Consider the following 22,391-nt stretch of genomic DNA (forward strand, 5'->3'; position numbering starts at 1 on the left):
GCCCAAGGGGGCGAGGGGCCGGGAGCGCGGGTAGTGTCTGTCAGCCGCGCTGGATGCCGGTGGTGTCCTGCAGGACGCCGCGGCGGCCGTCCTGGGTCTGCGCGATCAGCGCCTGGCCGCGCTGCTCGACCGCGAGGTACCAGGTGCCGGGCGCCAGTTCGGCGATCGGCGACGGGCTGCCGTCCTCGCCGTACAGCGGGCGGGCGACCGGAACCGCGAACCAGAACGGCGCGAATGTGTCGGCCGGCGCGGCGGTCTGCTGGTCGGCCGCCTGCGGCTGCCCGGCCTGGCCGCCCTGCACGGGCTGCGGCTGGCCGCCGTACGAGGGCTGGCCGCCCTGCTGCTGCGCGCCCGGGTAGCCGTAGCCCTGGCCCGGTACCTGCTGCGCGCCCGGGTAGCCGTAACCGGCGTTGGCGCCCGTGGGGTACGCGGCCGGGGTGGCGGCGGGGGCGGTGATGAGCTGGGCCTGCAGCGCCGGGACGAGCGGCGAGGCGACGGCCGCGCCCGCGAGGATCAGCGTGGCGATGAAGCCGATGATGATGCCGGGGCCCGCGCTGCCGACACCGATGATCGTCCAGAACGCGGTCCACGCGGCGAAGATGGTGATCGCGACACCGAACTGTCCCAGCTCGAGGCCGGCGATCTTGCGAGGCTGCGGCGTCATGCGGTGGACGACGACCAGTGCCGCACCGATGACACCCGCCAGATAGATGCTCATGACGACCGGAAGCATGTCCCAGGCGTTGAAGCTCTCCAAGCCGCCGGAGTAATCGAGGAACGAGGCGATGAACAGCAACACCGCTGCTCCGATCACCACGCCGTCGCCTCGTGTGAGGGATCGGATGTTCACGTAAGAAGTCCTTTGCCGTGTTTCGTCATGGGTCGTGCTGTCGCCGATTGCGCACGGTGCGAGGCGCGGGGGTGGCCCCATCGTAAGGGGGAACCTACCGCCCGATCCGCTGGGTCGTCTCGTCCGTATATGGGGCCGGGATCCTCGATATATGGGGCGCGGCCGGCACCTGTGGGCGGCGGCTGCCGTGGGCTCTCAGCCCCGCGGCAAGCCTGCTCAGCTCCGGAGGAAGCCCGTGATGCCCTCGGTGATGCCGACGGCCGCCTTCTGGCGCCAGGCGGGGTCGGTGAGGCGCGCCGCGTCCTGCGCGTCGCGCATGTTGCCGCACTCCAGGAAGACCTTCGGCACCCGGGAGAGGTTGAGTCCGCCCAGATCGGTACGGGTGTCCAAGCCCTTGCCGTCGCCGATGTAGTTGGCCGGCGCGCTGCCGGTCGCCGCGACGAACCGGCCCACGAGGTGGTCGGCGAGGTCCCGCGACGGGCCGGTGATCTTCCGGGTGTCCGCGCCGCCGCTGTGCACCACGCCGGGGCGGATCACATGGAAGCCGCGGTTGCCGGCCCCGGCGCCGTCCGCATGGATCGAGAGCGCGGCATCCGCGTGCGCCGCGTTGCCGATCTCGGCGCGCTCGTCCACGCACGGGCCGTAGGGGCGGTCGCCGTCCTGGGTGAAGACGACCTTCACGCCTTCCTTCTGCAGCAGCGTGCGGGCGCGGCGCGCCACGTCGAGCGTGAAGGACGCCTCCGGGTACCCGGCGTTGGTGGAGGTGCCGGTGGTGTCGCACTCCTTGCGGGCGTTACCGACGTCGACCTGGCGCGCGATCTCCGCGGCGTGGTCGCGGTTGGTCGGGTTGTGACCGGGGTCGATCAGGACGACCTTGCCCTGAAGCGGGCCGCCTCGCTTCTTGTCACCCTTGTCCCGGTCGCTGTTGTCCCCGTGGGTCCGGCCCCCGTGGCTCTTGTCTCCGTCGCTCCCGTCCCCGTGGCTCTTGTCCCCGTCGTTCGGGCTCTGGCCGGCGGGGGTGTGCGACCCGGCCGCCGCGGGCCGCTCCGGGCCCGGCCTGGCCTGGGACGCCGTGCCCTGGCCGGCGGCGCCGCAGCCGGCGCAGCAGAGTGCTGCCAGTACCGCCGGCACGGCCAGCAGCGTGCGGGCGGGACGGCGGGAGGTGGGGGGAGTACTGCCGTTCGACACAGCGCGATCGTAACGTCCAGCGGCCGGAAGCCGGTGTTCCCGCGGGTGGCGCGTCCCTGGGGTGCCGTCCGTCCTGAGCCCCCGCCCGTCCCTCAGATTCCGTCGCCGGTGCGCCGCAGGACGCGCAGCGACCGGTGGGCCGACACCTCCGTGAACGCGCCGGACTCCAGCGCGCGCAGGTAGATGCGGTACGGGGCCTGGCCCGTCCACTCGTCCACCGGATCGGGGAAGACGTCGTGGATCACCAGCAGGCCGCCCGGGGCGACGTGCGGGGCCCAGCCCTCGTAGTCCGCCGTGGCGTGCTCGTCGGTGTGCCCGCCGTCGATGAAGACGAGGCCGGCCGGGGCCCGCCACAGGGCCGCGGCCTGCGGGGAGCGCCCGACGAGCGCGAGCACGTGTTCCTCCAGCCCCGCCGCGTGCAGCGTGCGGCGGAAGGCGGGCAGCGTGTCCATCCGCCCGACCTCGGGGTCGACGACCTCCGTGTCGTGGTACTCCCAGCCCGGCTGCTGCTCCTCGCTGCCGCGGTGGTGGTCCACCGTGACGGCCGTGACCCCGGCGGCCCGCGCCGCGTCTGCCAGCAGCAGCGTGGAGCGCCCGCAGTACGTCCCGATCTCGATCAGCGGCAGCCCGAGCGCACCCGCCTCGACAGCCGCCGCGTACAGCGCGAGCCCCTCGTCGACGGGCATGAACCCCTTGGCGGCCTCGAAGGCGGCGAGGATGTCCGGCTTGGGTGCGGCGACGGCAGCGGCGGCCATGGGTGCCTCCTGGGCGTACTCGGAAGTAGGTGCCCCATGCTGCCGTACGCCGCAGGCGGCCACAGTGGCGGGCCTCACCTGCTGTGATGCGGCCGGTACCGGCTTCGGCGGTCCTGACTTCGGCCGACCCCGGCTTCGGTGGGTCAGCTGATGAGGTCCTGGACGCGGAGGTGACCTGCGGGGCGCTCGTGCTCGCCGAACCAGCGGTCGCCCGCGTGGCTGCGGGCGGCGGCGACCACTGCGGAGCCGTAGTGGCGGGTGGCGAACACCGGGACGCCTATGCGGTAGCGCTGCTCGGGCAGGTGCGCAGGGCGCGACGGGTCCTGGTCCCGGGCGATGAGCGGGGCCAGCACCGGTTCGTCCGCGTCCACCCCGCCGGTCGGGAACAGTTCCAGGCTCATCAGACGGGGACCCGGCCGGCTCTCCGTGCCCTTCTGCTTGGGGTCCGTCTTCCGGGCCTGCCCCTGTGGTTCCGGGCGCTGCGCGCACCGGATCAGCCCCGCCGCGTCCAGCGAGGCCCACGGTATGACGCCGTTCACCCGCGCCTTCCGGTCGTGCAGCCACCAGACACCCGTCGCGTCAAAGGCCAGATAGGCGTGCCGGTCCACCCACCCCACCCGGATCATCCATGCCCCGGCCGCGCCGAGCGCGAGGAACCAGAGGACCGTGAAGATCCACGCACCCACGCCGTACCCGCGCACGACGCCGGCTATCGGCAGCGCGATGGCGAGGAGGACGGCCGGGATGCCGCCTCGGAGCGTGGCGCGGTTTCGCTGCTTGCCGAAGGGGAAGACGGCGGCGTCCGGGGCGGGAGCGGCGGACAGGGGTCCTTGGGTCATGCGAAGAAGTCTACGGACCGGCACTGACAACGGCCGCTGACCAGCGGAGACAGCAAGCGGCACGGACAAGGCGATGACAAGCGGCGCGGACAACGGGCCGGGCTGGAGCCGTACCTGACCTTCCGTCAGGTTGGAACGTGTTCTAGCCATGCCCCGCATGGGGATCGGGATCACGCGGGAGCAGCGGGAGTTGGCGGACGCGGTACGGGGCTGGGCGGCGCGCGCCGTGCCGCCCGAGGACCGGCGCAAGGTGCTCGACGCCGCGCCGGGACCGGCCGGGCGGCCCGCCTGGTGGCCCGAACTGACCGCCCAGGGCCTGCTCGGCCCGCAGCTTCCGGAGGAGTACGGCGGGGGCGGCGGCGAACTGCTGGACCTGGCTGTCGTCCTGGAGGAGACGGGCCGCGCCGGGCTGCCGGGCCCGTACCTCCCCAGCGCCCTGGCCGCCGAGCTGCTGCACCGCGGTGGGCGGCCGGACCTGGTGCGGGCCGTGGCCACGGGCGAGCGCATCGCCGCCGTCGCGCTGGAGGCCGGCGGATTGACGGCGGTCGAGGGTGCCGAGGGGTACGTCCTGGACGGCACGGCCCCGCCCGTGCTCGGCGGCGGGGATGCCGATCTGTTTTTGCTGGCCGCCGGGACCGCCACCGGCACGGTCTGGCTGGCCGTCGACGCCGGGACGGCCGGGCTGACGGTCCGCGTGCCGCGCGGCGCCGATCCGACGCGCCCCGCCGCCGAGGTCACCGCGTCCGGCGCGCTGGTCCCCGCCGACCGCCTGGTCACCGTCGACGCGGCGCTCGTACGGGACCTGGCCGGGACGCTCTTCGCGGCCGAGGCGTGCGGCACCGCCGCCTGGGCGCTGCACACCGCGGCCGAGTACGCCGCCGTACGCGAGCAGTTCGGGCGGCCCATCGGACAGTTCCAGGCGGTCAAGCACCTGTGCGCGGAAATGCTCGTCCGGCTCGAACAGGCGCGGGCGCTCGCCTGGGACGCGGCCCGGTCCATGGACGAGGCGCCGGAGGTGCGCGGCCTGGTGTCCGCGCTGGCCACCGCGACCGCCTTGGAGGCCGCGTTCACCTGTGCCAAGGACTGCATTCAGATACTGGGCGGCATCGGCTTCACCTGGGAGCACGACGCGCACCTGTACCTGCGCCGGGCGACCGTGGCCCGGCAGTTGCTGGGCGGCCCGGCCGGGCACCGGCAGCGCGCGGCCCGGTACGGCGCGGCGGGTGCCCGGCGCGAGCTGGGACTGGAACTGCCGGCCGAGGCGGAGCCGTACCGGGCCGCGGCCCGCACGGCGATCGCCGACGCCAAGGGGCTCGACCCTGCCGCCGCGCGCCGGGCGCTCGCACCCACCGGCTACGCCGCGCCACACCTCCCCGCGGCGTGGGGACTGGACGCCGGGCCCCTCCAGCAGCTCGCCGTACAAGAGGAACTGCGCGCCGCCGGGGTGAAGGTGAGCGACCTGGGGATCGCGACCTGGGTGGTGCCCTCACTGATCACGTACGGCACCCCGGAACAGCGGGAACGCCACCTGCCGACCACCCTGAGCGGCGAGCGGCTGTGGTGCCAGCTCTTCTCCGAGCCGGAGGCCGGGTCCGACCTGGCGTCGCTGCGGACCCGGGCCGAGCGGACCGGGGACGGCGGCTGGCGGATCAACGGGCAGAAGGTGTGGACGTCGGCGGCGCAGTGGTCGCGGTACGGCATCCTGCTGGCCCGTACCGACCCGGACGCGCCCAAGCACAAGGGCCTCACCTTCTTCCTTGTCGACATGGAGACACCGGGCATCGAAGTCCGGCCGCTGAAGGAGATCACCGGGGACGCCCTCTTCAACGAGGTGTACTTCGACGACGTCCTGCTGCCCGCCGACGCGGTCGTGGGCGAGCCCGGGAACGGCTGGAAGGTCGCCCGCCACACGCTCGGCAACGAACGCGTCCACATGGCCGACCAGATGACCTTCGACACCGGCCTCGAAGCGCTGATCGAGCGGGCCGGTGCGGCGGACGCGGACGGGGCCCTGCAGGACCGCGTGGGCGCGCTGGCCGCCGAAGAACACGCGCTGGGCTGCATCGGGCTGCGCACCACCCTCCAGCAGGTCTCCGGGCTGGAGCCGGGCGCGGGCGCCAGTATCCGCAAGCTCGTCCAGACGCGTCACCAGCAGGCCGTCGCCGAGCTGGCGCTCGAACTCCTCGGCCCGGCGGGCGCGGTGCCCGAGGGTGCGGGGGAGCGGGCGCTGCACGGCTTCCTGATGTCCCGCTGCCTGACCATCGCCGGCGGCACCACCCAGGTACAGCTCAACGTCGTCGCGGAGCGGCTGCTCGGCCTCCCCAGGGACCCCGAGCCGCGCCCCCTCATCTGAACCTGACGGCGAGGACGGCGGGGACCTGTGGCCGGGCGGTCCTAGGCCCTCCGGCCCGGGGCCGCTGGGCCGATAATCCGATGCCCGAGGCACCTGTCGGATGACACGATGGCCATCATGCCCCCGCTCACGACCACCGATCAGCAGCCGTCCGGAACGACCGCCCGCAAGGCGCCTCCCGCCTGGGCGGTGATGCTTGCGGTCTGTGCGGGGCAGTTCCTCGTGGTGCTCGACGTGTCCGTGGTGAACGTCGCGATGCCGTCGATGCGGGCCTCGCTCGGGCTGAGCGAGCTGGGGCTGCAGTGGGTGGTCAACGCTTACGTGATCACCTTCGCCGGGTTCCTGATGCTCGGCGGGCGTGCCGCTGATCTCTTCGGACGCAAGCGGGTCTTCCTCATCGGGCTCGGGCTGTTCACCGCCGCCAGTCTGGGCGGCGGGCTCGCCCAGGAGCCCTGGCAGCTCATCGCCGCCCGTACGGTGCAGGGCGTCGGCGCCGCCGTGCTCGCCCCGGCCACCCTCACCATCCTCACCACCTCCTTTCCGCAGGGCCCGGCCCGTACCCGTGCCGTGGCCACCTGGACCGCGGTCGGCGCGGGCGGTGGCGCCGCGGGCGGCCTGGTCGGCGGGCTGCTCACGCAGTTCCTGTCCTGGCGCTGGGTGCTGCTGATCAACGTGCCGATCGGTGCGCTGGTACTGGTCGGCGCCGCGCTCTGTCTGAGCGAGAGCCGGCAGGACGGGCGGCGCCGCCTGGACATACCCGGCGCGCTGCTGGTCACCGGCGGGCTCGCGCTCGTCGCGTACGGCATCGTGCAGACCGGCGAGCGCGGCTGGACCGCCGCGGGCGCGCTGCTGCCGCTGCTCGCCGGGCTCGTCGTGCTGGGTGCGTTCGTGGCGGTCGAGGCCCGTTCCGCGGCGCCGCTGATGCCGCTGGGTGTCTTCCGGCCGCGGTCGGTGTGGGCGACGACCTCGGCGATGGTGGTGGTCGGCGCCGGCATGTTCTCCATGTGGTACTTCCTCTCGCTCTACACGCAGAACGTCCTCGGCTACACCGCCCTCCAGGCGGGCCTCTCCTTCCTCCCGCACTCCCTCTCGATCGTGATCGGCTCCAAGGCGGCGCCCCGGCTGATGGCCCTGCCCCGGCTCGGCGCGAAGACCGTGGCCGTGGCGGGTGTGCTGCTCGCGGCCATCGGCATGGCCTGGCAGTCCACGATGGACGCGCACGGCACGTACCTCGGCACGATCCTGGGCCCGGGCGTCACGATGGCGCTCGGCGCGGGCCTGTCGGCCACCCCGATCGCCGCGATCTGCACGTCGGGCGCGGCTGCGGGCGATGCCGGGCTGGTGTCCGGCCTGATCAACACCTCGCGGCAGATGGGCGGCGCGCTCGGCCTGTCGGTCCTTTCCACGGTCGCGGCCGGGGTCATGGGCAGCGGCCGGGTGGCGCTCGCCGACGGCTACGCGCTCGCCTTCCGGGTCGGCGCCGTGGTCCTGCTGGCGGGCGTGCTGCTGATGCTGTTCTCCTTGCCCGGGCGCGAGAAGGACGAGGCTCCGCACGCCGCCTGAACGGCCGGGGCGGTGGCGGCACTCGGCGTGCGACCGCACTTCGGCGAGCGGCTGACGGGCCAGGGGCTGCCGGGCCAGCGGCTGGCGGGCGTGCGCTACCGGGCCTGCGCTGGCGGGCGCGCGTTACCGGGGCTGCGCTGGCGGACCTGTCGTTGCCCGGCCTGTCGTTGCCTGGCCCGTCGAGGGGCGGCTCGCCGCGAGAGGGTGCGGGTGTGGCTGGCAGGATGCGGGCATGGCTGACACCGCTGCTGCCCCTGTTCCTCCGCCGTTTCCCGCCTTTCCCGCCGACGGCCGCCGCGTGCTGGTCAGCGGCGCCTCGCGCGGCCTGGGCCGGGCCCTCGCGCACGCCTTCGCGGCGAACGGCGACCGGGTCGCCGTGCACTACGGCACGCGCCGGGCGGACGCCGAGGACACCCTCGCCTCGCTGCCCGGCGACGGCCACGTACTGCTCCACGCGGACATCGCCGACCCGCAGGGCGCCGCCGGCCTGATCGCCGCGGCCGACGCGGCGCTCGGCGGCATCGACGTCCTGGTCAACAATGCCGCGGTCAACACCCCGCACCCGCCCGCCACCACCTCCTACGCCGACTGGACCGACGCCTGGCAGCAGCACGTCGCGGTCAACCTGCTCGGCACCGCGCACCTCAGCCACGGCGCGGCCCAGCGCATGATCGCGCAGGGCGGCGGCGGACGGATCGTCAACGTCGGCTCGCGCGGCGCCTTCCGCGGCGAGCCGGACCACCCCGCGTACGGCGCGACCAAGGCCGCGGTGCACGCACTCGGCCAGTCCCTCGCGGTCGCGCTCGCGCAGTACGGCATCGCGGTGGCATCCGTGGCGCCCGGCTTCATCGACACCGAACGGGTCGGCCACCGGCTGGCCGGTGAACAGGGCGCCGCGATCCGCGCGCAGAGCCCGTTCGGCCGGGTGGCCGAGCCGGCCGAGATCGCGGCGGCGGTCCGCTGGCTGGCCTCCCCGGAGGCCCAGTGGAGCTCGGGCACGGTACTGGACGTCAACGGCGCGTCGTATCTCCGTACTTGAGTGTCGTACCTCCGTACCTGAGCGTCGTCCCTCGTGTGCGACGTGCGCGTCGTACCTCCGTACCTGAGGCCCGCCGATGGCGTCGGGGAGCCCGGTTTCCGCCTTGTCGGCCCGCTCGCGGCGGTGCCACCGTCATCCGCATGGCGAACTTCCCCGAGGACCTGTCGTACAGCAAGGACCACGAGTGGCTCCGCCTGGACGGCGACCGGGCCACGATCGGCATCACGGACCACGCCCAGCGGCAGCTCGGCGACGTCGTCTATGTCGAACTGCCCAAAGAAGGCGAGCGGTTCGATGCCGATGAACCCTTCGGCTCCGTGGAGTCGGTCAAGGCCGTCAGCGAGGTCTGTCTGCCGGTCGCCGGCACCGTGCTGACGGTCAACGCCTCGCTCACCGAAGAGCCGGAACAGATCAACACCGACCCCTACGGCGACGGCTGGCTCCTCACGATCCAGGTCTCCGGCAGCACGAACGCCCTGCTCACCGCCGCGCAGTACGAGGAGTACCTCCGCGAGGGGACGTCCGACTGAGCCAGCGGCCACCCGGGCGGCACGGCCACCGGCCCCGGCTCCTGCCGCCACCGGCCGTTGCCGCGCCCCCGCGAGCCCGCTCCTACAGCCAGCCGTTGCGCCGCGCGGCCCGTACCGCCTCCATGCGGTTGCGCGTGCCCAGGGCCGCGCCCGTCCCGCACGCTCCCCGCCAGCCCCGTCGTCCCCATTTTCCCCGTTGTCGTCGTCATGCTCAGTCATGGGTGGGGTGACCGGGCTTGCTGCGCCATGTAACTGACGGGCCGTCAGGGGTCTTCCGGGTCTGCCCGGGATGGGCTATACATGCCCCATCGGTAGAACGCGTTCTAGTGCACAGCGGCGACCGTGCCGGCCGCGCCGCGCACCGCCGCGTCACCGATCGCTGACGACCCCGGCCGGCCGACGGTGCGGACGGCCGGCCGGGGTCCTGCCGACTCCCGACCCGCCACCCGCACCGCACGGCGAAGGAGCCCCGCCCCATGCCCATCGACGCCGCCAAGGCCATCGCCGCCGAGCCGCGTATCTCCGACATCGCCTGGGACCGCAAGGACATCCAGCTCTACCACCTCGGCATCGGCGCGGGCGCGGCCACCGAGGAGCGGCCCGGCGCCGCCACCGACCCCGACGAGCTGCGCTACACCCTGGAGAGCAGGCTGCACGTGCTGCCCAGCTTCGCCACCGTCGCGGGCGCCGGCATGGCCGTCGTCGGCGGGCTCTCGGCCCCCGGCATCGACGTGGACCTCGCGGCCGTCCTGCACGGCGCCCAGAAGATCACCCTGCACCGGCCGATCCCGCTGCAGGGCACCGCCCGGCAGACCGCGACCATCCCCGCCGTCCACGACAAGGGCAAGGCCGCGGTCATCGTGCTGCGTTCGGAGACCGCCGACGCGGACGGGCCGCTCTGGACCAGCGACACCCAGATCTTCGTCCGGGGCGAGGGCGGCTGGGGCGGCGAGCGCGGGCCTTCGAACCGGCTGGACCTGCCCGAACGGGCGCCGGACCGCACGGTGACCCGGCTGATCCGGGCCGACCAGGCGCTGCTGTACCGGCTCTCCGGCGACTGGAACCCGCTGCACGCCGATCCCGAGTTCGCCAAGCTCGCGGGCTTCGACAAGCCGATCCTGCACGGGCTCTGCTCGTACGGCGTGACGCTCAAGGCGGTCGTCGACACGCTGCTGGGCGGCGACGTGGCACGCGTCCGGTCGTACGCGACGCGGTTCGCGGGGGTGGTCTTCCCGGGGGAGACGCTGCGGATCCGGATGTGGCAGACCGCGCAGGACCGTATTCAGGTCGTGGTGACGGCCGCCGACCGGGAGGACGCACCGGTGCTGGCGGACACGGTGGTGGAGCACAACCAGGACACGCCCTAGAGGAGGAGCCACAGATGCGCGCAGCCGTACAGCACGAGACAGGGCAGGACAAGCTCGACGTCCTCGACGACGTGGAGGCCGTGGGGTTCGGGCCGGGAACGGTACGGATACGGATCAGGGCCGCCGGACTGTGCCACTCCGACCTCTCCGCGATGAGCGGTGTGCTGCCGCAGCCCGCGCCGTTCGTCCCCGGGCACGAGGGCGCGGGCGAGATCCTCGATGTCGGGGACGGCGTCACGGGGCTGAGCACCGGCGACCGGGTGCTGATGTGCTGGCTGCCCGCCTGCGGAAGCTGTCCGTCCTGCCGGCGCGGCCAGACCCACCTGTGCCTGACCGGCTTCATGAGCGCCGGCACCCCCAACTTCCGGCGCCCCGGCGGGGACGTCTTCGGGTTCGCCGGCACCGGCACCTTCGCCGAGGAGGTCGTGGTCGCCGCCCACTGCGCGGTGCCGATCCCGGACGACGTGCCGTACGACATCGCCGCGCTCATCGGATGCGGCGTGACCACCGGGCTCGGCGCGGCCCTGAACACCGCGAAGGTCGAGGCCGGTTCGTCGGTCGCGGTCATCGGGTGCGGCGGGGTCGGCATCTCCACCATCCAGGGCGCGCGGGCGAGCGGCGCCGCGCAGATCGTCGCCGTGGACCCCGTGGAGTCGCGGCGCGAGGCCGCGCTGCGCTTCGGGGCGACGGAGGCGGTGGCCCCCGGGGAGCTGGCCGACGCCAAGCAGCGGATCACCGCGGGCGAGGGCTTCGACTACGTCTTCGAGGTCGTCGGCAAGTCCGCCACCGCCCGCACCGCCTATGAGACGACGCGGCGCGGCGGCACCCTGTGCGTCGTCGGCGCGGGCGCGATGGACGACTTCTTCCAGGTCAACATGTTCGAGCTGTTCTTCGACGAGAAGCGGATCCTGCCGTCGCTGTACGGGGGCGGCGACGTCGTGCGGTCCTACGAGCGAGCCATCGCCCTGTGGCGGGCCGGGCGGATCGACCTGGAGAACCTCATCACCCACCGGGTGCCGCTCGCCGGCATCAACGACGCGCTGGACCAGATGCGGACCGGCACCTCGCTGCGTACCTGTATCGAGCTCTGAAGCCACGACGACCAGGAGGCGTACGGATGACAGGAGGGGCGGATGGCTCTGCACGGTAGGACGGCCGTCGTCACCGGGGCCGGCCGCGGCCTGGGCCGGGCCGAGGCGCTCGAACTGGCCCGCCTCGGCGCGAACGTGATCGTCAACGACTACGGGCAGCCCGGACGGGACGGCTCCGGTACGGCGTCCGCGGCGCCCGCCGAGGCCGTGGCCGCCGAGATCCGGGCCGCGGGCGGGCAGGCCACGGCGCACCTCGGGGACGTCGCCGACTTCGAGACGGCGCGCGGCCTGGTGGAGCTGGCCGTGGACACCTACGGAGCGCTGGACATCCTGGTCAACAACGCGGGCATCCTGCGGGACCGGATGGTCTTCTCGATGACCGAGGGCGAGTGGGACTCGGTGCTCCGCGTCCACCTCAAGGGGCACTTCAACACGACGCGCTTCGCCGCCGCGCACTGGCGCGAGCGGTCCAAGGCGACCGGCGCCCCCGTGTACGGCCGGATCGTCAACACGTCCTCGGAGGCGTTCCTCGCCGGTTCCGCGGGCCAGCCGAACTACGCGGCGGCCAAGGGCGGCATCGTGGGCCTGACGACCTCCACGGCGGCGGCGCTGGGCAAGTACGGCGTGACCGCCAACGCGATCTGTCCGCGGGCCCGCACCCGTATGACCGAGGACGTCTTCGGCGCCTTCGCGGTACCGGGCGAGGGCGAGCTGGACGCGCTGGCGCCCGAGCATGTGTCGCCCCTGGTGGGCTATCTCGCGGGGCCCGCGGCGGCACGCGTCAACGGGCAGGTCTTCGTCGTGCACGGCGGCATGGTCGCGCTCGTCGACCGGCCCCGGGTGGCCGCGCAGTTCGACACGGCCAAGGACGTCTTCACGTACGAGGAACTGGATGCGGCGCTCACGCCGTACTTCGAGGGCCGCGCCCCGCACGAGAACTTCGCGGCGACGGAGATCCTGGCCCTCAAGAAGAGCTGAGCCGCGCAGCGAAGGGCTGCGCCCCGCACGCCCCGAATGCGCACCCCGCATACACGACGGCCGTGGCCGCCACGAGAGACGTCTCTCGTGGCGGCCACGGCCGACTCGGGATGGCCGGTGTCGCTCAGGCTTCCCGGGAGTTCTTGGGCCGGCGGTGCCGCCCGGCGCTGGACGCGGCCGCGTCCTCGCTCGCTGCCGGGCCACGGTGCTTGCCGGAGCCTGCGGCCGTGGCGGCCTGGGCGGAGGCCCCTTGCGGGCGCGCCTCGGTCGTGTCGGTTCGGGCTTCGGACATGGAAAGTGTCACTCCGTCAGATCGCTTACAGGTGTACGCGTCGGGACCTCTCCGGCTCCGCCGGGGACACCCCCAGGCATCACCGTCGGTGGCCGGGTCAACCGGCTGCGTAGCCCCTTGCAAATTCTAACGGGGCGTACTTTTTCGCTCTACCGGGCCTCCCGGGCCGCCAGCGGCGCCTGCTGCAGGGGTACTGGCCTGCACGGTTGGGGATGCGCCCGGTCCGCGCGTGGTTCCCCCGCGGCCGGGTCCGGTTGTGCGGATGTTGTGCAGCCGTTCGGATACCCGGCGGGGGTTGTGCGGATTCCGGAAGTCGGCGGCAAAGCGGACGAGGTGTCCCAGGGAAGGCGTGTCAGGCGTTGCGAATGCGACGCGGGGGCCGGTGCCGGTACCGGTACCAGGAGGGCGGACGACGGTGGCGCGGCGTCCGTAGGGCCAGCGTCCACCGCGTCCCTCGGGACGGTCACCCGTGCCACGCCGCAGGGGGTGGCCGGCGTCGTGTACGGCAGCCGGAGTTCGCCGTCCGGTGTCCAGCGGCCCGTACCGGCGAGCCAGCCCGCGGGGGCGGCCTGCCTGCCCAACCGTTTCGCCGCGGGCCGCCACGTGGCGAGCCAGGTGCCGGCCGCCGCGTCCACCCGGAAGGCCACCGCGCAGCTCTCCGGGGCCAGCGCCTGTCCCGGCTGCACGGCGAAGGGGGTCAGCGCGGCGTCCGCCGGGCGCAGCGCTTCGGGGAACCGCACCGGCAGCGTGCTGCCCAGTACGCCCCAGCCCATCCGGTCGTACCCGGGGGCGTCCGACCGCAGCAGGATCAGCCCGCTGTCCGGGTCGGCCAGCAGCAGCCGGTCGTTGCTCCGCTCCGTGATCTGCAGCAGCGGGCTGACCTCGCCGCCCCGGCCGAGGTCGACCACGACGGTCTTGGTGAGGCCGTCCAGTTCGCGGTCCAGGGCCAGCAGCCGGCCTTCGCGGTCCAGCCAGGCGCCGCCGGTGCAGCGGCCCGGCACCAGGGCGATTCGCCGCGGGCCCTCGGCCCCGCCGTGCAGCAGCCAGACCGCGGTGGCCCGGCGCGCACCCTCGCCGCCCACGGGGGCGAGGGCATGGACCGTCGTGCCGCAGGGGGCGGGCGGCAGCAGCGTCAGTTCCTCGGTCTCCACCGCGCCCAGCGGGAGTTCACCGGTGCCCGGACCCGTGGGGTACAGGAGGGCGACCGTGCAGTGGCCTTCCGCGCGGCGCAGGATCAGCACCCGGCCGTCGGTGAGCGGCAGCAGCGCGCTGTCCGGCCGCTCCGGGAGGCGGCCGGGGAGCGGCACCGCGTACGGCTCGCAGCCGTCCAGCGTCCAGCGCTCGGGGTACCAGCCGCCGCCCGGCCCCTGGGTGAGCCGCGCGGCGTACGACCCGTCGGCGGCGAGCGTCAGCGCGGCGGGGCGGCGGGGCAGTCCGGCGAGCTCCCGCAGTCCGGTGAGCCCCCGGAGTTCCGGGGGTCCGGCAGCGGCGGTTTCCGTGACGTCCTCGGTGTTCCCGTCGGTTCCAACGCCTTCGATGGCACAGGCAGTCATGGAATGGTCACCTCCAGTCACGACCGAAGCTAGTTTTCGCACTTCGTGTCGATCAACGAGTGATGGGCCACTTCACGCGTATGAGTGGCTGTTGTCCGATTCGCCTGCGAGTGGTGCGACGGATGTGGCAGCCGGGTCGGTCCGTACCGGGTCCGCGCGGCCTCCGGCGGCGGTCCGCCGGGCACCCGCCGCAGGTGCGCGGTATTCCGTGGCCACCGCGGCTGGGCGTTCCGCCGGGGCTGGGAGGTAACCTTCCACCCGTGCCCGCACTGTCTGAAGTCCTCTCCGCCCTCGACGCCCTGTGGCCCGCCGAGCGGGCAGAGGCGTGGGACGCCGTCGGCACCGTCTGCGGCGACCCCGAAGCGCCCGTACAGCGCGTGCTCTTCGCCGTCGACCCCGTACAGGAGATCGTCGACGAAGCCGTGAAGATCGGCGCCGACCTGCTCGTCACCCACCACCCGCTCTACCTGCGCGGAACGACGACGGTCGCGGCGTCCACCTTCAAGGGCAAGGTCGTCCACACGCTGATCAAGAACGACATCGCCCTGCACGTCGCGCACACCAACGCCGACACCGCCGATCCCGGCGTCTCCGACGCCCTTGCCGGCGCCCTCGACCTGCGCGTGCTGCGCCCCCTGGTGCCGGACGCGAGCGACCCGGCGGGCCGCCGCGGCCTCGGCCGGGTGTGCGAGCTCGACCACCCGATGACCCTCGCGGAGTTCGCCCGGTACGCCGCCGAGCGGCTGCCGGCCACCGCGCAGGGCATCCGCGCCGCCGGCGACCCGGACCGCACCGTCCGTACGGTCGCGGTGTCCGGCGGCTCCGGCGACAGCCTCTTCGACGACGTGCGCGCGGCGGGCGTGGACGCTTTCCTCACCGCCGACCTGCGCCACCACCCGGCCTCCGAGGCCACCCAGAAGAGCCCGCTCGGGCTGCTGGACGCCGCGCACTGGGCCACCGAGTGGCCGTGGTGCGAGCAGGCGGCCGCGCAGCTCGACGAGATCTCCGACCGGCACGGCTGGGACCTGCGTACGCACGTCTCCCGTACGGTCACCGACCCCTGGACCGCCCACGCGGCGTCCTCCCCGACCCCCGACTCACCAGGAGCCCCCAACTGAACGCCGCGCCCGCAGACCAGATCCGCCTTCTGAACGTCCAGTCCCTGGACCTCCGGCTCACCCAGCTGGCGCACAAGCGCAACAACCTCCCCGAGCTGGCCGAGCTCCAGACCCTGGAGGCCGACCTCATCCAGCAGCGCGACCTGCTCGTCGCCGCGCAGACCGAGGAGAGCGACACCGCCCGCGAGCAGACCAAGGCCGAGCAGGACGTGGACCAGGTGCGCCAGCGCGCCGTCCGCGACCAGCAGCGGCTGGACTCCGGCGCGATCACCTCGCCCAAGGACCTGGAGAACCTCCAGCGCGAGATCGCCTCGCTCGCCAAGCGCCAGGGCGACCTGGAAGAGGTCGTCCTGGAGGTCATGGAGCGCCGCGAGTCCGCGCAGGAGCGCGTCACCGAGCTGACCGAGCGGGTGGAGGCCATCCAGGCCAAGGTCGCCGACGCGGTGAGCCGCCGGGACGCCGCCTTCGCCGAGATCGACGACGAGGCCGGCACGGTCACCAAGGAGCGCGAGCTCACCGCCGCCGACATCCCCGCCGACCTGCTCAAGCTGTACGACCGGCTGCGCGAGAAGCAGGGCGGCGTCGGCGCGGCCCGGCTCTTCCAGCGCCGCTGCGAGGGCTGCCGCCTGGAGCTGGACATCACCGAAATGAACGACGTGCGCGCCGCGGCGCCCGACCAGGTCGTGCGCTGCGAGAACTGCAGCCGCATCCTGGTCCGCACGCCGGACTCGGGCCTGTAAGCCCGATGCAGCGGACGTTCATCGTCGAGGCGGACGGCGGGTCGCGGGGCAATCCCGGACCCGCCGGGTACGGCGCCGTTGTCATCGACTCCGAGACCGGCGAGACGCTGGCCGAGGCCGCCGAGTACCTCGGTACGGCCACGAACAACGTCGCCGAGTACCGGGGTCTGGTGGCCGGACTGCGGGCCGCGCACGCGCTCGACCCGGAGGCGGAGATCAGAGTCCGGATGGACTCCAAGCTCGTCGTCGAGCAGATGTCCGGGCGCTGGAAGATCAAGCACCCGGACATGCAGCCGCTCGCGGCCACCGCCAAGGCGGTCTTCCCGCCCGACCGGGTCACGTACGAGTGGATTCCGCGCGCGCAGAACAAGCACGCCGACCGGCTCGCCAACGAGGCGATGGACGCGGGCGCGGCGGGTCGCCAGTGGGAGCCGGGCGCGTCCCGCGCGGCGCTGGCGGCGGAGGTGCGCGAGCCCTCCGGGGCGACCGCGACCGCCACCGCCACCCCGCCGTCCGGCTGGGCCGCGCCCGCCGACCTCGGGGCGCCGACCACCTTCGTACTGCTGCGGCACGGTGAGACCGCACTGACCCCGGAGAAGCGGTTCTCCGGGAGCGGCGGCTCGGATCCCGAACTCTCCGAAGCGGGGCGCCTGCAGGCCCGTGAGGCCGCCGCCGCGCTCGCCGTACGGGGCACGGTCCAGGCGATCGTCAGCTCCCCGCTGCGCCGCTGCCGGGAGACCGCCGAGGTGATCGCGGCCCGGCTCGGCCTGGACGTCCGCATCGAGGACGGCCTGCGCGAAACGGACTTCGGTGCGTGGGAGGGTCTGACCTTCTCCGAGGTGCGCGAGCGCTACCCGGAGGACCTGAACGCCTGGCTCGCCTCCGCCAAGGCCGAACCGACCGGCGGCGGCGAGTCGTTCGCGGCCGTGGCGCGGCGGGTCGCGCAGGCGCGGGACCGGCTGCAGGCGCGGTACGCCGGGAAAACGGTCCTGCTCGTCACGCATGTGACGCCGGTCAAGACGCTGGTCCGGCTCGCGCTCGGCGCACCGCCGGAGTCGCTGTTCCGCATGGAGCTCTCCGCGGCGTCGCTGTCGGCGATTGCGTACTACGCGGATGGCAACGCGTCACTGCGACTGCTGAACGACACGTCGCACTTGCGGTAGGCGGCGCAGCCGCCAGGGGCGCGGGGAACTGCGCGACCAGCCACGACGGTGCCGCGCCCGGCAACGTCCCGTCAGGCCAGCGCGGCCGCGCCCCGTGCCAGTCGCTCGACGCGCGCCCAGTCCTTGGCGCGCACCGCGTCCGCCGGAAGCATCCACGTGCCGCCCACGCAGGCGACGTTCGGCAGTGCCAGGTACGACGGGGCCTTCTCCTCCGTGATGCCGCCCGTCGGGCAGAAGCGGGCCTGGGGGAGCGGCGAGGCCAGCGACTTCAGGTACGCCGTGCCGCCCGCCGCCTCCGCGGGGAAGAACTTCATCTCCGTGACGCCCTCGCCCAGCAGCGTCACGACCTCCGACGTCGTCGAGACGCCGGGCAGGAACGGTACGCCGGAGTCCTTCATCGCGCTCAGCAGCGGCGCCGACCACCCCGGGCTCACCAGGAAGCGGGCGCCCGCCGCGACGGTCTCCGTGACCTGCCCGGGAGTGATCACCGTGCCGGCGCCGACCACCGCGTCCGGGACCTCGGCCGCGATCGCCCGGATCGCGTCCAGTGCCGCCGGGGTACGCAGCGTCACCTCGATCGCGGGCAGGCCGCCCGCGACGAGCGCGCGGGCGAGCGGTACGGCGTCGGCGGCGTCCTCGATGACGACGACCGGGATGACGGGGGCGAGCCCGAGGACGGAGCCCTCGGGGGAAGCGGCAGCGGAGGCAGAGGCAGCACTAGTCACGCGTTCATAGTGCGCCTCGGCCGCATTCTTCGCAACGAGCGTTGCGCATGCTGCAATAACTCGAATACGGGTGTGCGGGAAACCGGTATGCGGAGTGGGGACCGGTCAGAGTTCGGTAACGATCACGTCCAGGGCCCACGGCTTGCCGGGCTTGGCCGGAGCCTGCGCCTCGACCGTGTAACCCAGCTCGCCGAGCGCCTCCACGAGCTCCGCGGGCCCGGCCGGTTCCAGCCCCGCCGAGAGCAGGTCACGGACCATCCGGCCCTTCGTCGCCTTGTTGAAGTGGCTGACGACGGACCGCTTCTCGACGCCGTTCACGATCTTCGACTGGAGCACGCGCACGGTCGCGGTCCGCTCGGCGACCTCGCCCTTCGGCTTCCACGCGGTCGCGTACGCCGCCGAGCGCAGGTCCAGTACAAGGCCGCCCGCCCGTCGCCCACCACCGCCCTTGCCGGAGGCGCTTCGCGCCGCCCCTTCTGATGCCGCCTCCGGCATGACCTCCGCCATCGGCCCGCGCCAGTACGCGCCGAGCGCCCCGAGGGCCGGCAGCTTCACTCCCATGGAGCAGCGGTACGAAGGGATCCGGTCGGCGATGCCCACCGCGCCCCACAAACCGGAGAAGACGAGCAGCGAGCGCTCGGCGAGTGCGCGCGCCTCCGTGTCCAGCGTCGCGAGGCCCAGCGCGTCGTACAGGACGCCGGTGTAGATCTCCCCGGCCGGGCGCGCGCCGGCCGTCCGCAGCGCGGCGTTCTTCGCGACCTCGCCCTTGAGTCCCTCGCTCAGGCCGAGTACCTCCTGGGCCTTGCCCGCATCGGCCGCGCACAGCTCGACGAGCTCCGTCAGCACGGTCTCGCGCGCGGCGGCGAGGCCCGGCAGCGACAGCGCGGCCACGTCCAGCGGCTCCCCGGCCTGGCCTGCGGCCTTCCCTTCGGACGGCGGCAGCAGAACGAGCACGGCGGTCTCCTCAACGGTCGTAGCGGTACGGGATGCGGCCCCGGTGCACCCTATCCGCCGCGCCTACGGGCATCCGCCGCGCATTCGGGACCGTGCGCACCCCTGCCCGCGCGCATCCGTGCCAGGCCGCCCCGCCGGGAGTAGCTTCGGCCCACGACGCCGTTCCTGAGATCGGGAGAGCGCAGCATGCAGAAGATCACGACGTGTCTGTGGTTCGACAACCAGGCCGAGGAGGCGGTGAACCACTACCTCTCCGTCTTCGACGGCGGCAGCATCCTGGACCTGCAGCGGTACGGAGCGAGCGGCCCGGGCCCCGAGGGCTCGGTCATGGTCATCCGCTTCGAGATCGCGGGTCAGGAACTGCTCGCGCTCAACGGCGGCCCGGCCTTCACCTTCTCCGAAGCGGTCTCGCTCTCGGTCGACTGCGCGACGCAGGAGGAGGTCGACGAGCTCTGGGCCCGGCTGACCGAGGGCGGCGAGGAGGGCCAGTGCGGCTGGCTCAAGGACAAGTACGGCCTGTCCTGGCAGATCGTGCCGCGGGCGCTCCCCGAGCTGCTGGGCGGGCCCGACGCCGAGGGCGCGCAGCGGGTCATGCGGGCCATGATGGAGATGAAGAAGATCGACGTCGCCCGCCTGGAGGCCGCGTACAAGGGCTGACGGGGTACAAGGGCTGACGGGCGTACGAGAGCCGACGGGCGGTCCCGGCTTTTTCCGCGTGCGCCGCCCCGCTCCACCGGGCCCGTCCCGCCCCGCCGTCCTAACCTCGAACCATGCCCCGTCGCCCGATGCGAGTGACCGACAAGGACGAGGCCCTGCTGCGCGGTGCGCTGCGGGAGCTGCGGACGCGCATGGAGGTCCCGGCGGACTTCCCGCCCGAGGTGCGGGAGGAGGCGGCGCGCGTGGCGCGCGGCCCCCGTATGCCGGCCGAGGACGCCACCGACCTGCCGCTCTTCACGATCGACCCGCCCGGCTCCGCCGACCTGGACCAGGCGATGTACCTCGCGCGCCGCGCGCCCGGCGGCTTCCGCGTGTACTACGCCATCGCCGACGTCGCCGCTTTCGTCGCGCCCGGCGGCGCGCTGGACGCCGAGGCCCACCGGCGCGTGATGACCCTGTACTTCCCCGACGACCGGGTCCCGCTGCATCCGCCCGTACTCGGCGAGGGCGCCGCCAGTCTGCTGCCCGACCAGGACCGGCCGGCGGTCCTGTGGCAGCTCGACCTCGACGAGTACGGTGCGCTGGTCGCGGCGGACGTGCGGCGGGCCGTCGTCCGCTCCCGGGCCCGGCTCGACTACGAGGGCGTACAGCGGACCATCGACTCCGGCACCGCCGAGGAGCCGCTGTCCCTGCTGCGCGACATCGGGCTGCTGCGGGAGGAGCGCGAGCGGGCCCGCGGCGGGATCTCCCTGGACGTACCCGAGCAGGAGATCGTCGTCGAGGACGGCCGGTACCGCCTCGCGTACCGGGCACCGCTCCCCGCCGACGGGTGGAACGCGCAGCTCTCCCTGCTCACCGGCATGGCCGCGGCCGACCTGATGCTCGACTGCGGCACCGGCATCCTGCGCACTCTCCCGGCGGCCCCGGACGGCGCGGTCGGCCGCCTCCACTACTGCGCCCGCGCGCTGGGCATCGACTGGCCGCACCACACCTCGTACGCGGAGCTGATCCGCGGCCTGGACCCGCGGCGCGGCACCCACGCCGCGTTCCTCCAGGAGTGCACGGCGCTGCTGCGCGGCGCGGGGTACACCGTCTTCGACGGTGAGGCGCCCGCGCCCGGGGACGCGCTGCACGCCGCGGTCGCCGCGCCCTACACGCACGCCACCGCGCCCATCCGCCGCCTGGTGGACCGGTACGTCTCCGAGGTGTGCCTGGCCGCGGCGGCGGGGGAGCCGGTACCGGAGTGGGTACGGGCGGCGCTGCCCGCGCTGCCCGAGGAGATGGCGGCGGGCGGGCGGCGTGCGCACCAGGTAGAGCGGGAGTCCGTCGACCTGGTCGAGGCGGCGGTGCTGCGGGACCGGGTCGGCGAGTCCTTCGACGCGTACGTCGTGGACCGTCGGGAGGACCGGCCGCAGCAGGGCACGGTCCACCTCTGCGAACCGGCCGTCGTCGGCCGCGTCGACGCGGGCCCGGACGGCTCTCCGCTCCCGCTCGGCCACCCCCTCCGGGTCCGCCTCACCGCCGCGGCGCCGGGCCGGGACCCGGTCCGCTTCGTCCCGGCGTACGGGTAGCATGGTCAGTACGGCGGACGAGCCGGCCGGGCGGTCGCGTGGGGGTCTTCGGACCTCCCCGAGGAACGTCCGGGCTCCACAGGGCAGGGTGGTGGGTAACGCCCACCCGGGGTGACCCGCGGGACAGTGCCACAGAAAGCAGACCGCCGGTGCCGCAAGGCGCCGGTAAGGGTGAAACGGTGGTGTAAGAGACCACCAGCCTCCGAGGTGACTCGGAGGGCTAGGTAAACCCCACCCGGAGCAAGGTCAAAAGGGGCCGTCGGCTGACGGCCCTGCGCGGATGATCGAGGGCTGCCCGCCCGAGTCCGCGGGTGGACCGCACGAGGCTGCCGGCAACGGCAGTCCTAGATGGATGGCCGCCTCCCCGCGGCCCGCAAGGGCCCCGGGAGACAAAACCCGGCGTACAGGCCGACTCGTCCGCCTTTTCTTCTTCTTCCCGTTTCCTGCGGCTGTGCCGCGCCTCAGCGTGTACGTCCGCGGCGTGCACGCCGGATCGCCGTGCCCGAGCCCGTGCGCGAACTGCCGCAGCTTCCGCGAGTTGTAAAGGAATTGGAGAGGAAATGGAGAAATGCCGGGCGGGCGGTGTGACGGTCCGTCCGACTATTGCGTTCCTCACATCCTGCCGCAGAGAGCAGAAAAGGGGTGAGGGCAGTGTCGGCCAATCCGGGCCAACACCGCCCCCACCCCCGTGCGCTGTGCGCAGGTGAACTCAACTGCGGCAGTTGCCGACTTACTTGCCGAGCTCGCTGTCGAGGTTCTCGAAGGAGTCCGCAGCCTTCTCCAGGTACTGCGCCAGGCCGTCGAGACCCTCGTTGGTCTTCGACATACCCTGCTTGAACTCCTCGAAGTCCTGGCCGAACTTCTTCGACGCAGACCGGGTGACGAAGCCGTTCTCGAGCAGGCCGTCGATGTAGGTCTTCAGGTCGTGGAGCTTCTCTTCGATGCGCTCCTTCTCGCGGTTCATCTTCTTCGCGGCGGCCCGCATGTCCTCATATGTGACATCAAGGTCTTTAGCCATGACGCTCCCCATTCCCTCCGTTTGACGACCGCGAGGTCCCCCTCCCG

Annotated in this window: 21 protein-coding genes and 1 other RNA gene; 13 read left to right on the forward strand and 9 right to left on the reverse strand. The window is 73.4% G+C overall.

All coding sequences use genetic code 11. From position 1 onward, the window contains the following. Nucleotides 1-40: 40 nt before the first annotated feature. The 4 genes from IG84_RS0113045 to IG84_RS38880 all read right to left on the reverse strand — a co-directional run bounded on the left by IG84_RS0113045 (nt 41) and on the right by IG84_RS38880 (nt 3,632). Nucleotides 41-850, reverse strand: coding sequence for a DUF5336 domain-containing protein (locus IG84_RS0113045; protein ID WP_031055306.1), 810 nt, complete (start codon nt 848-850; stop codon nt 41-43). 216 nt (nt 851-1,066) lie between these two features. Continuing rightward, nucleotides 1,067-2,038: an N-acetylmuramoyl-L-alanine amidase gene (locus IG84_RS0113050; protein WP_031055308.1), complete on the reverse strand. Its 972-nt coding sequence runs from the start codon at nt 2,036-2,038 to the stop codon at nt 1,067-1,069. Nucleotides 2,039-2,130: 92 nt separating this feature from the next. Continuing rightward, on the reverse strand, nt 2,131-2,793 hold the full coding sequence (locus tag IG84_RS0113055) for a class I SAM-dependent methyltransferase (protein ID WP_031055311.1): 663 nt from the start codon (nt 2,791-2,793) through the stop codon (nt 2,131-2,133). 143 nt (nt 2,794-2,936) lie between these two features. Continuing rightward, the gene (locus tag IG84_RS38880) at nt 2,937-3,632 is read right to left on the reverse strand and encodes a hypothetical protein (RefSeq protein ID WP_031055313.1); all 696 of its coding nucleotides are present in this window, start codon (nt 3,630-3,632) and stop codon (nt 2,937-2,939) included. Nucleotides 3,633-3,789: 157 nt separating this feature from the next. Here IG84_RS38880 and IG84_RS0113065 point away from each other — a divergent pair, with 157 nt between their 5' ends. From IG84_RS0113065 to IG84_RS0113095, 7 genes are all read left to right on the forward strand, one after another. Then, a complete protein-coding gene (locus tag IG84_RS0113065) occupies nt 3,790-5,985 on the forward strand; it encodes an acyl-CoA dehydrogenase family protein (protein WP_031055315.1) in 2,196 nt (731 codons plus the stop codon). A 108-nt stretch (nt 5,986-6,093) separates the two neighbouring features. Next, a complete protein-coding gene (locus IG84_RS0113070; RefSeq protein WP_051861665.1) occupies nt 6,094-7,548 on the forward strand; it encodes an MFS transporter in 1,455 nt (484 codons plus the stop codon). Nucleotides 7,549-7,780: 232 nt separating this feature from the next. Then, nucleotides 7,781-8,587 (forward strand): SDR family NAD(P)-dependent oxidoreductase, encoded by an 807-nt coding sequence (locus IG84_RS0113075; protein ID WP_051861666.1) that lies wholly within the window; start codon nt 7,781-7,783, stop codon nt 8,585-8,587. A 140-nt stretch (nt 8,588-8,727) separates the two neighbouring features. Beyond that, on the forward strand, nt 8,728-9,117 hold the full coding sequence (gene gcvH, locus IG84_RS0113080; protein WP_031055323.1) for a glycine cleavage system protein GcvH: 390 nt from the start codon (nt 8,728-8,730) through the stop codon (nt 9,115-9,117). 476 nt (nt 9,118-9,593) lie between these two features. After that, a complete protein-coding gene (locus IG84_RS0113085) occupies nt 9,594-10,484 on the forward strand; it encodes a MaoC/PaaZ C-terminal domain-containing protein (RefSeq protein WP_031055327.1) in 891 nt (296 codons plus the stop codon). A 14-nt stretch (nt 10,485-10,498) separates the two neighbouring features. After that, the gene (locus tag IG84_RS0113090; protein WP_031055328.1) at nt 10,499-11,575 is read left to right on the forward strand and encodes a Zn-dependent alcohol dehydrogenase; all 1,077 of its coding nucleotides are present in this window, start codon (nt 10,499-10,501) and stop codon (nt 11,573-11,575) included. A 42-nt stretch (nt 11,576-11,617) separates the two neighbouring features. Continuing rightward, a complete protein-coding gene (locus IG84_RS0113095) occupies nt 11,618-12,553 on the forward strand; it encodes a 3-oxoacyl-ACP reductase (protein WP_031055330.1) in 936 nt (311 codons plus the stop codon). 124 nt (nt 12,554-12,677) lie between these two features. On the opposite strand, the gene IG84_RS41570 is transcribed toward IG84_RS0113095, so the two are convergent. Both IG84_RS41570 and IG84_RS0113105 read right to left on the reverse strand, forming a co-directional pair. Continuing rightward, entirely contained in the window at nt 12,678-12,845 is a 168-nt protein-coding gene (locus IG84_RS41570) for a hypothetical protein (RefSeq protein WP_169749873.1), read from the reverse strand. A 149-nt stretch (nt 12,846-12,994) separates the two neighbouring features. Further along, a complete protein-coding gene (locus tag IG84_RS0113105; protein WP_245659336.1) occupies nt 12,995-14,398 on the reverse strand; it encodes a hypothetical protein in 1,404 nt (467 codons plus the stop codon). Between the two features lie 260 nt (nt 14,399-14,658). Between IG84_RS0113105 and IG84_RS0113110 the strand changes: the two genes are divergently transcribed. Genes IG84_RS0113110 through IG84_RS0113120 form a run of 3 tightly spaced genes read left to right on the forward strand, consistent with a single transcriptional unit; the run spans nt 14,659 to nt 17,419 of the window. Next, complete coding sequence (locus IG84_RS0113110) at nt 14,659-15,516, forward strand: Nif3-like dinuclear metal center hexameric protein (RefSeq protein WP_031055336.1); 858 nt, start codon at nt 14,659-14,661, stop codon at nt 15,514-15,516. Next, nucleotides 15,513-16,256, forward strand: a complete 744-nt coding sequence (locus IG84_RS0113115; RefSeq protein WP_211266459.1) for a zinc ribbon domain-containing protein — start codon at nt 15,513-15,515, stop codon at nt 16,254-16,256. Before IG84_RS0113110 ends, IG84_RS0113115 begins: the two co-directional genes overlap by 4 nt. 5 nt (nt 16,257-16,261) lie before the next feature. Further along, nucleotides 16,262-17,419, forward strand: a complete 1,158-nt coding sequence (locus IG84_RS0113120; protein ID WP_031055340.1) for a bifunctional RNase H/acid phosphatase — start codon at nt 16,262-16,264, stop codon at nt 17,417-17,419. A 71-nt stretch (nt 17,420-17,490) separates the two neighbouring features. Here IG84_RS0113120 and eda read toward each other — a convergent pair whose 3' ends face one another. Next, on the reverse strand, nt 17,491-18,144 hold the full coding sequence (eda, locus tag IG84_RS0113125) for a bifunctional 4-hydroxy-2-oxoglutarate aldolase/2-dehydro-3-deoxy-phosphogluconate aldolase (protein WP_031055342.1): 654 nt from the start codon (nt 18,142-18,144) through the stop codon (nt 17,491-17,493). Nucleotides 18,145-18,249: 105 nt separating this feature from the next. Then, the gene (locus IG84_RS0113130) at nt 18,250-19,098 is read right to left on the reverse strand and encodes a YaaA family protein (protein ID WP_031055343.1); all 849 of its coding nucleotides are present in this window, start codon (nt 19,096-19,098) and stop codon (nt 18,250-18,252) included. Nucleotides 19,099-19,284: 186 nt separating this feature from the next. Here IG84_RS0113130 and IG84_RS0113135 point away from each other — a divergent pair, with 186 nt between their 5' ends. From IG84_RS0113135 to rnpB, 3 genes are all read left to right on the forward strand, one after another. After that, nucleotides 19,285-19,755, forward strand: a complete 471-nt coding sequence (locus IG84_RS0113135; protein ID WP_031055347.1) for a VOC family protein — start codon at nt 19,285-19,287, stop codon at nt 19,753-19,755. Between the two features lie 113 nt (nt 19,756-19,868). Further along, nucleotides 19,869-21,326, forward strand: coding sequence for an RNB domain-containing ribonuclease (locus IG84_RS0113140; protein ID WP_031055349.1), 1,458 nt, complete (start codon nt 19,869-19,871; stop codon nt 21,324-21,326). Between the two features lie 18 nt (nt 21,327-21,344). Beyond that, an RNA gene (gene rnpB, locus IG84_RS38895) (RNase P RNA component class A) lies at nt 21,345-21,746 on the forward strand. A gap of 310 nt (nt 21,747-22,056) precedes the next feature. Here the strand turns inward: rnpB and IG84_RS0113145 are convergent. Beyond that, nucleotides 22,057-22,344, reverse strand: a complete 288-nt coding sequence (locus tag IG84_RS0113145) for a WXG100 family type VII secretion target (RefSeq protein ID WP_031055351.1) — start codon at nt 22,342-22,344, stop codon at nt 22,057-22,059. Nucleotides 22,345-22,391: the final 47 nt, after the last annotated feature.

It is taken from the genome of Streptomyces ochraceiscleroticus (assembly GCF_000720485.1).
Classification (GTDB): domain Bacteria; phylum Actinomycetota; class Actinomycetes; order Streptomycetales; family Streptomycetaceae; genus Streptomyces; species Streptomyces ochraceiscleroticus.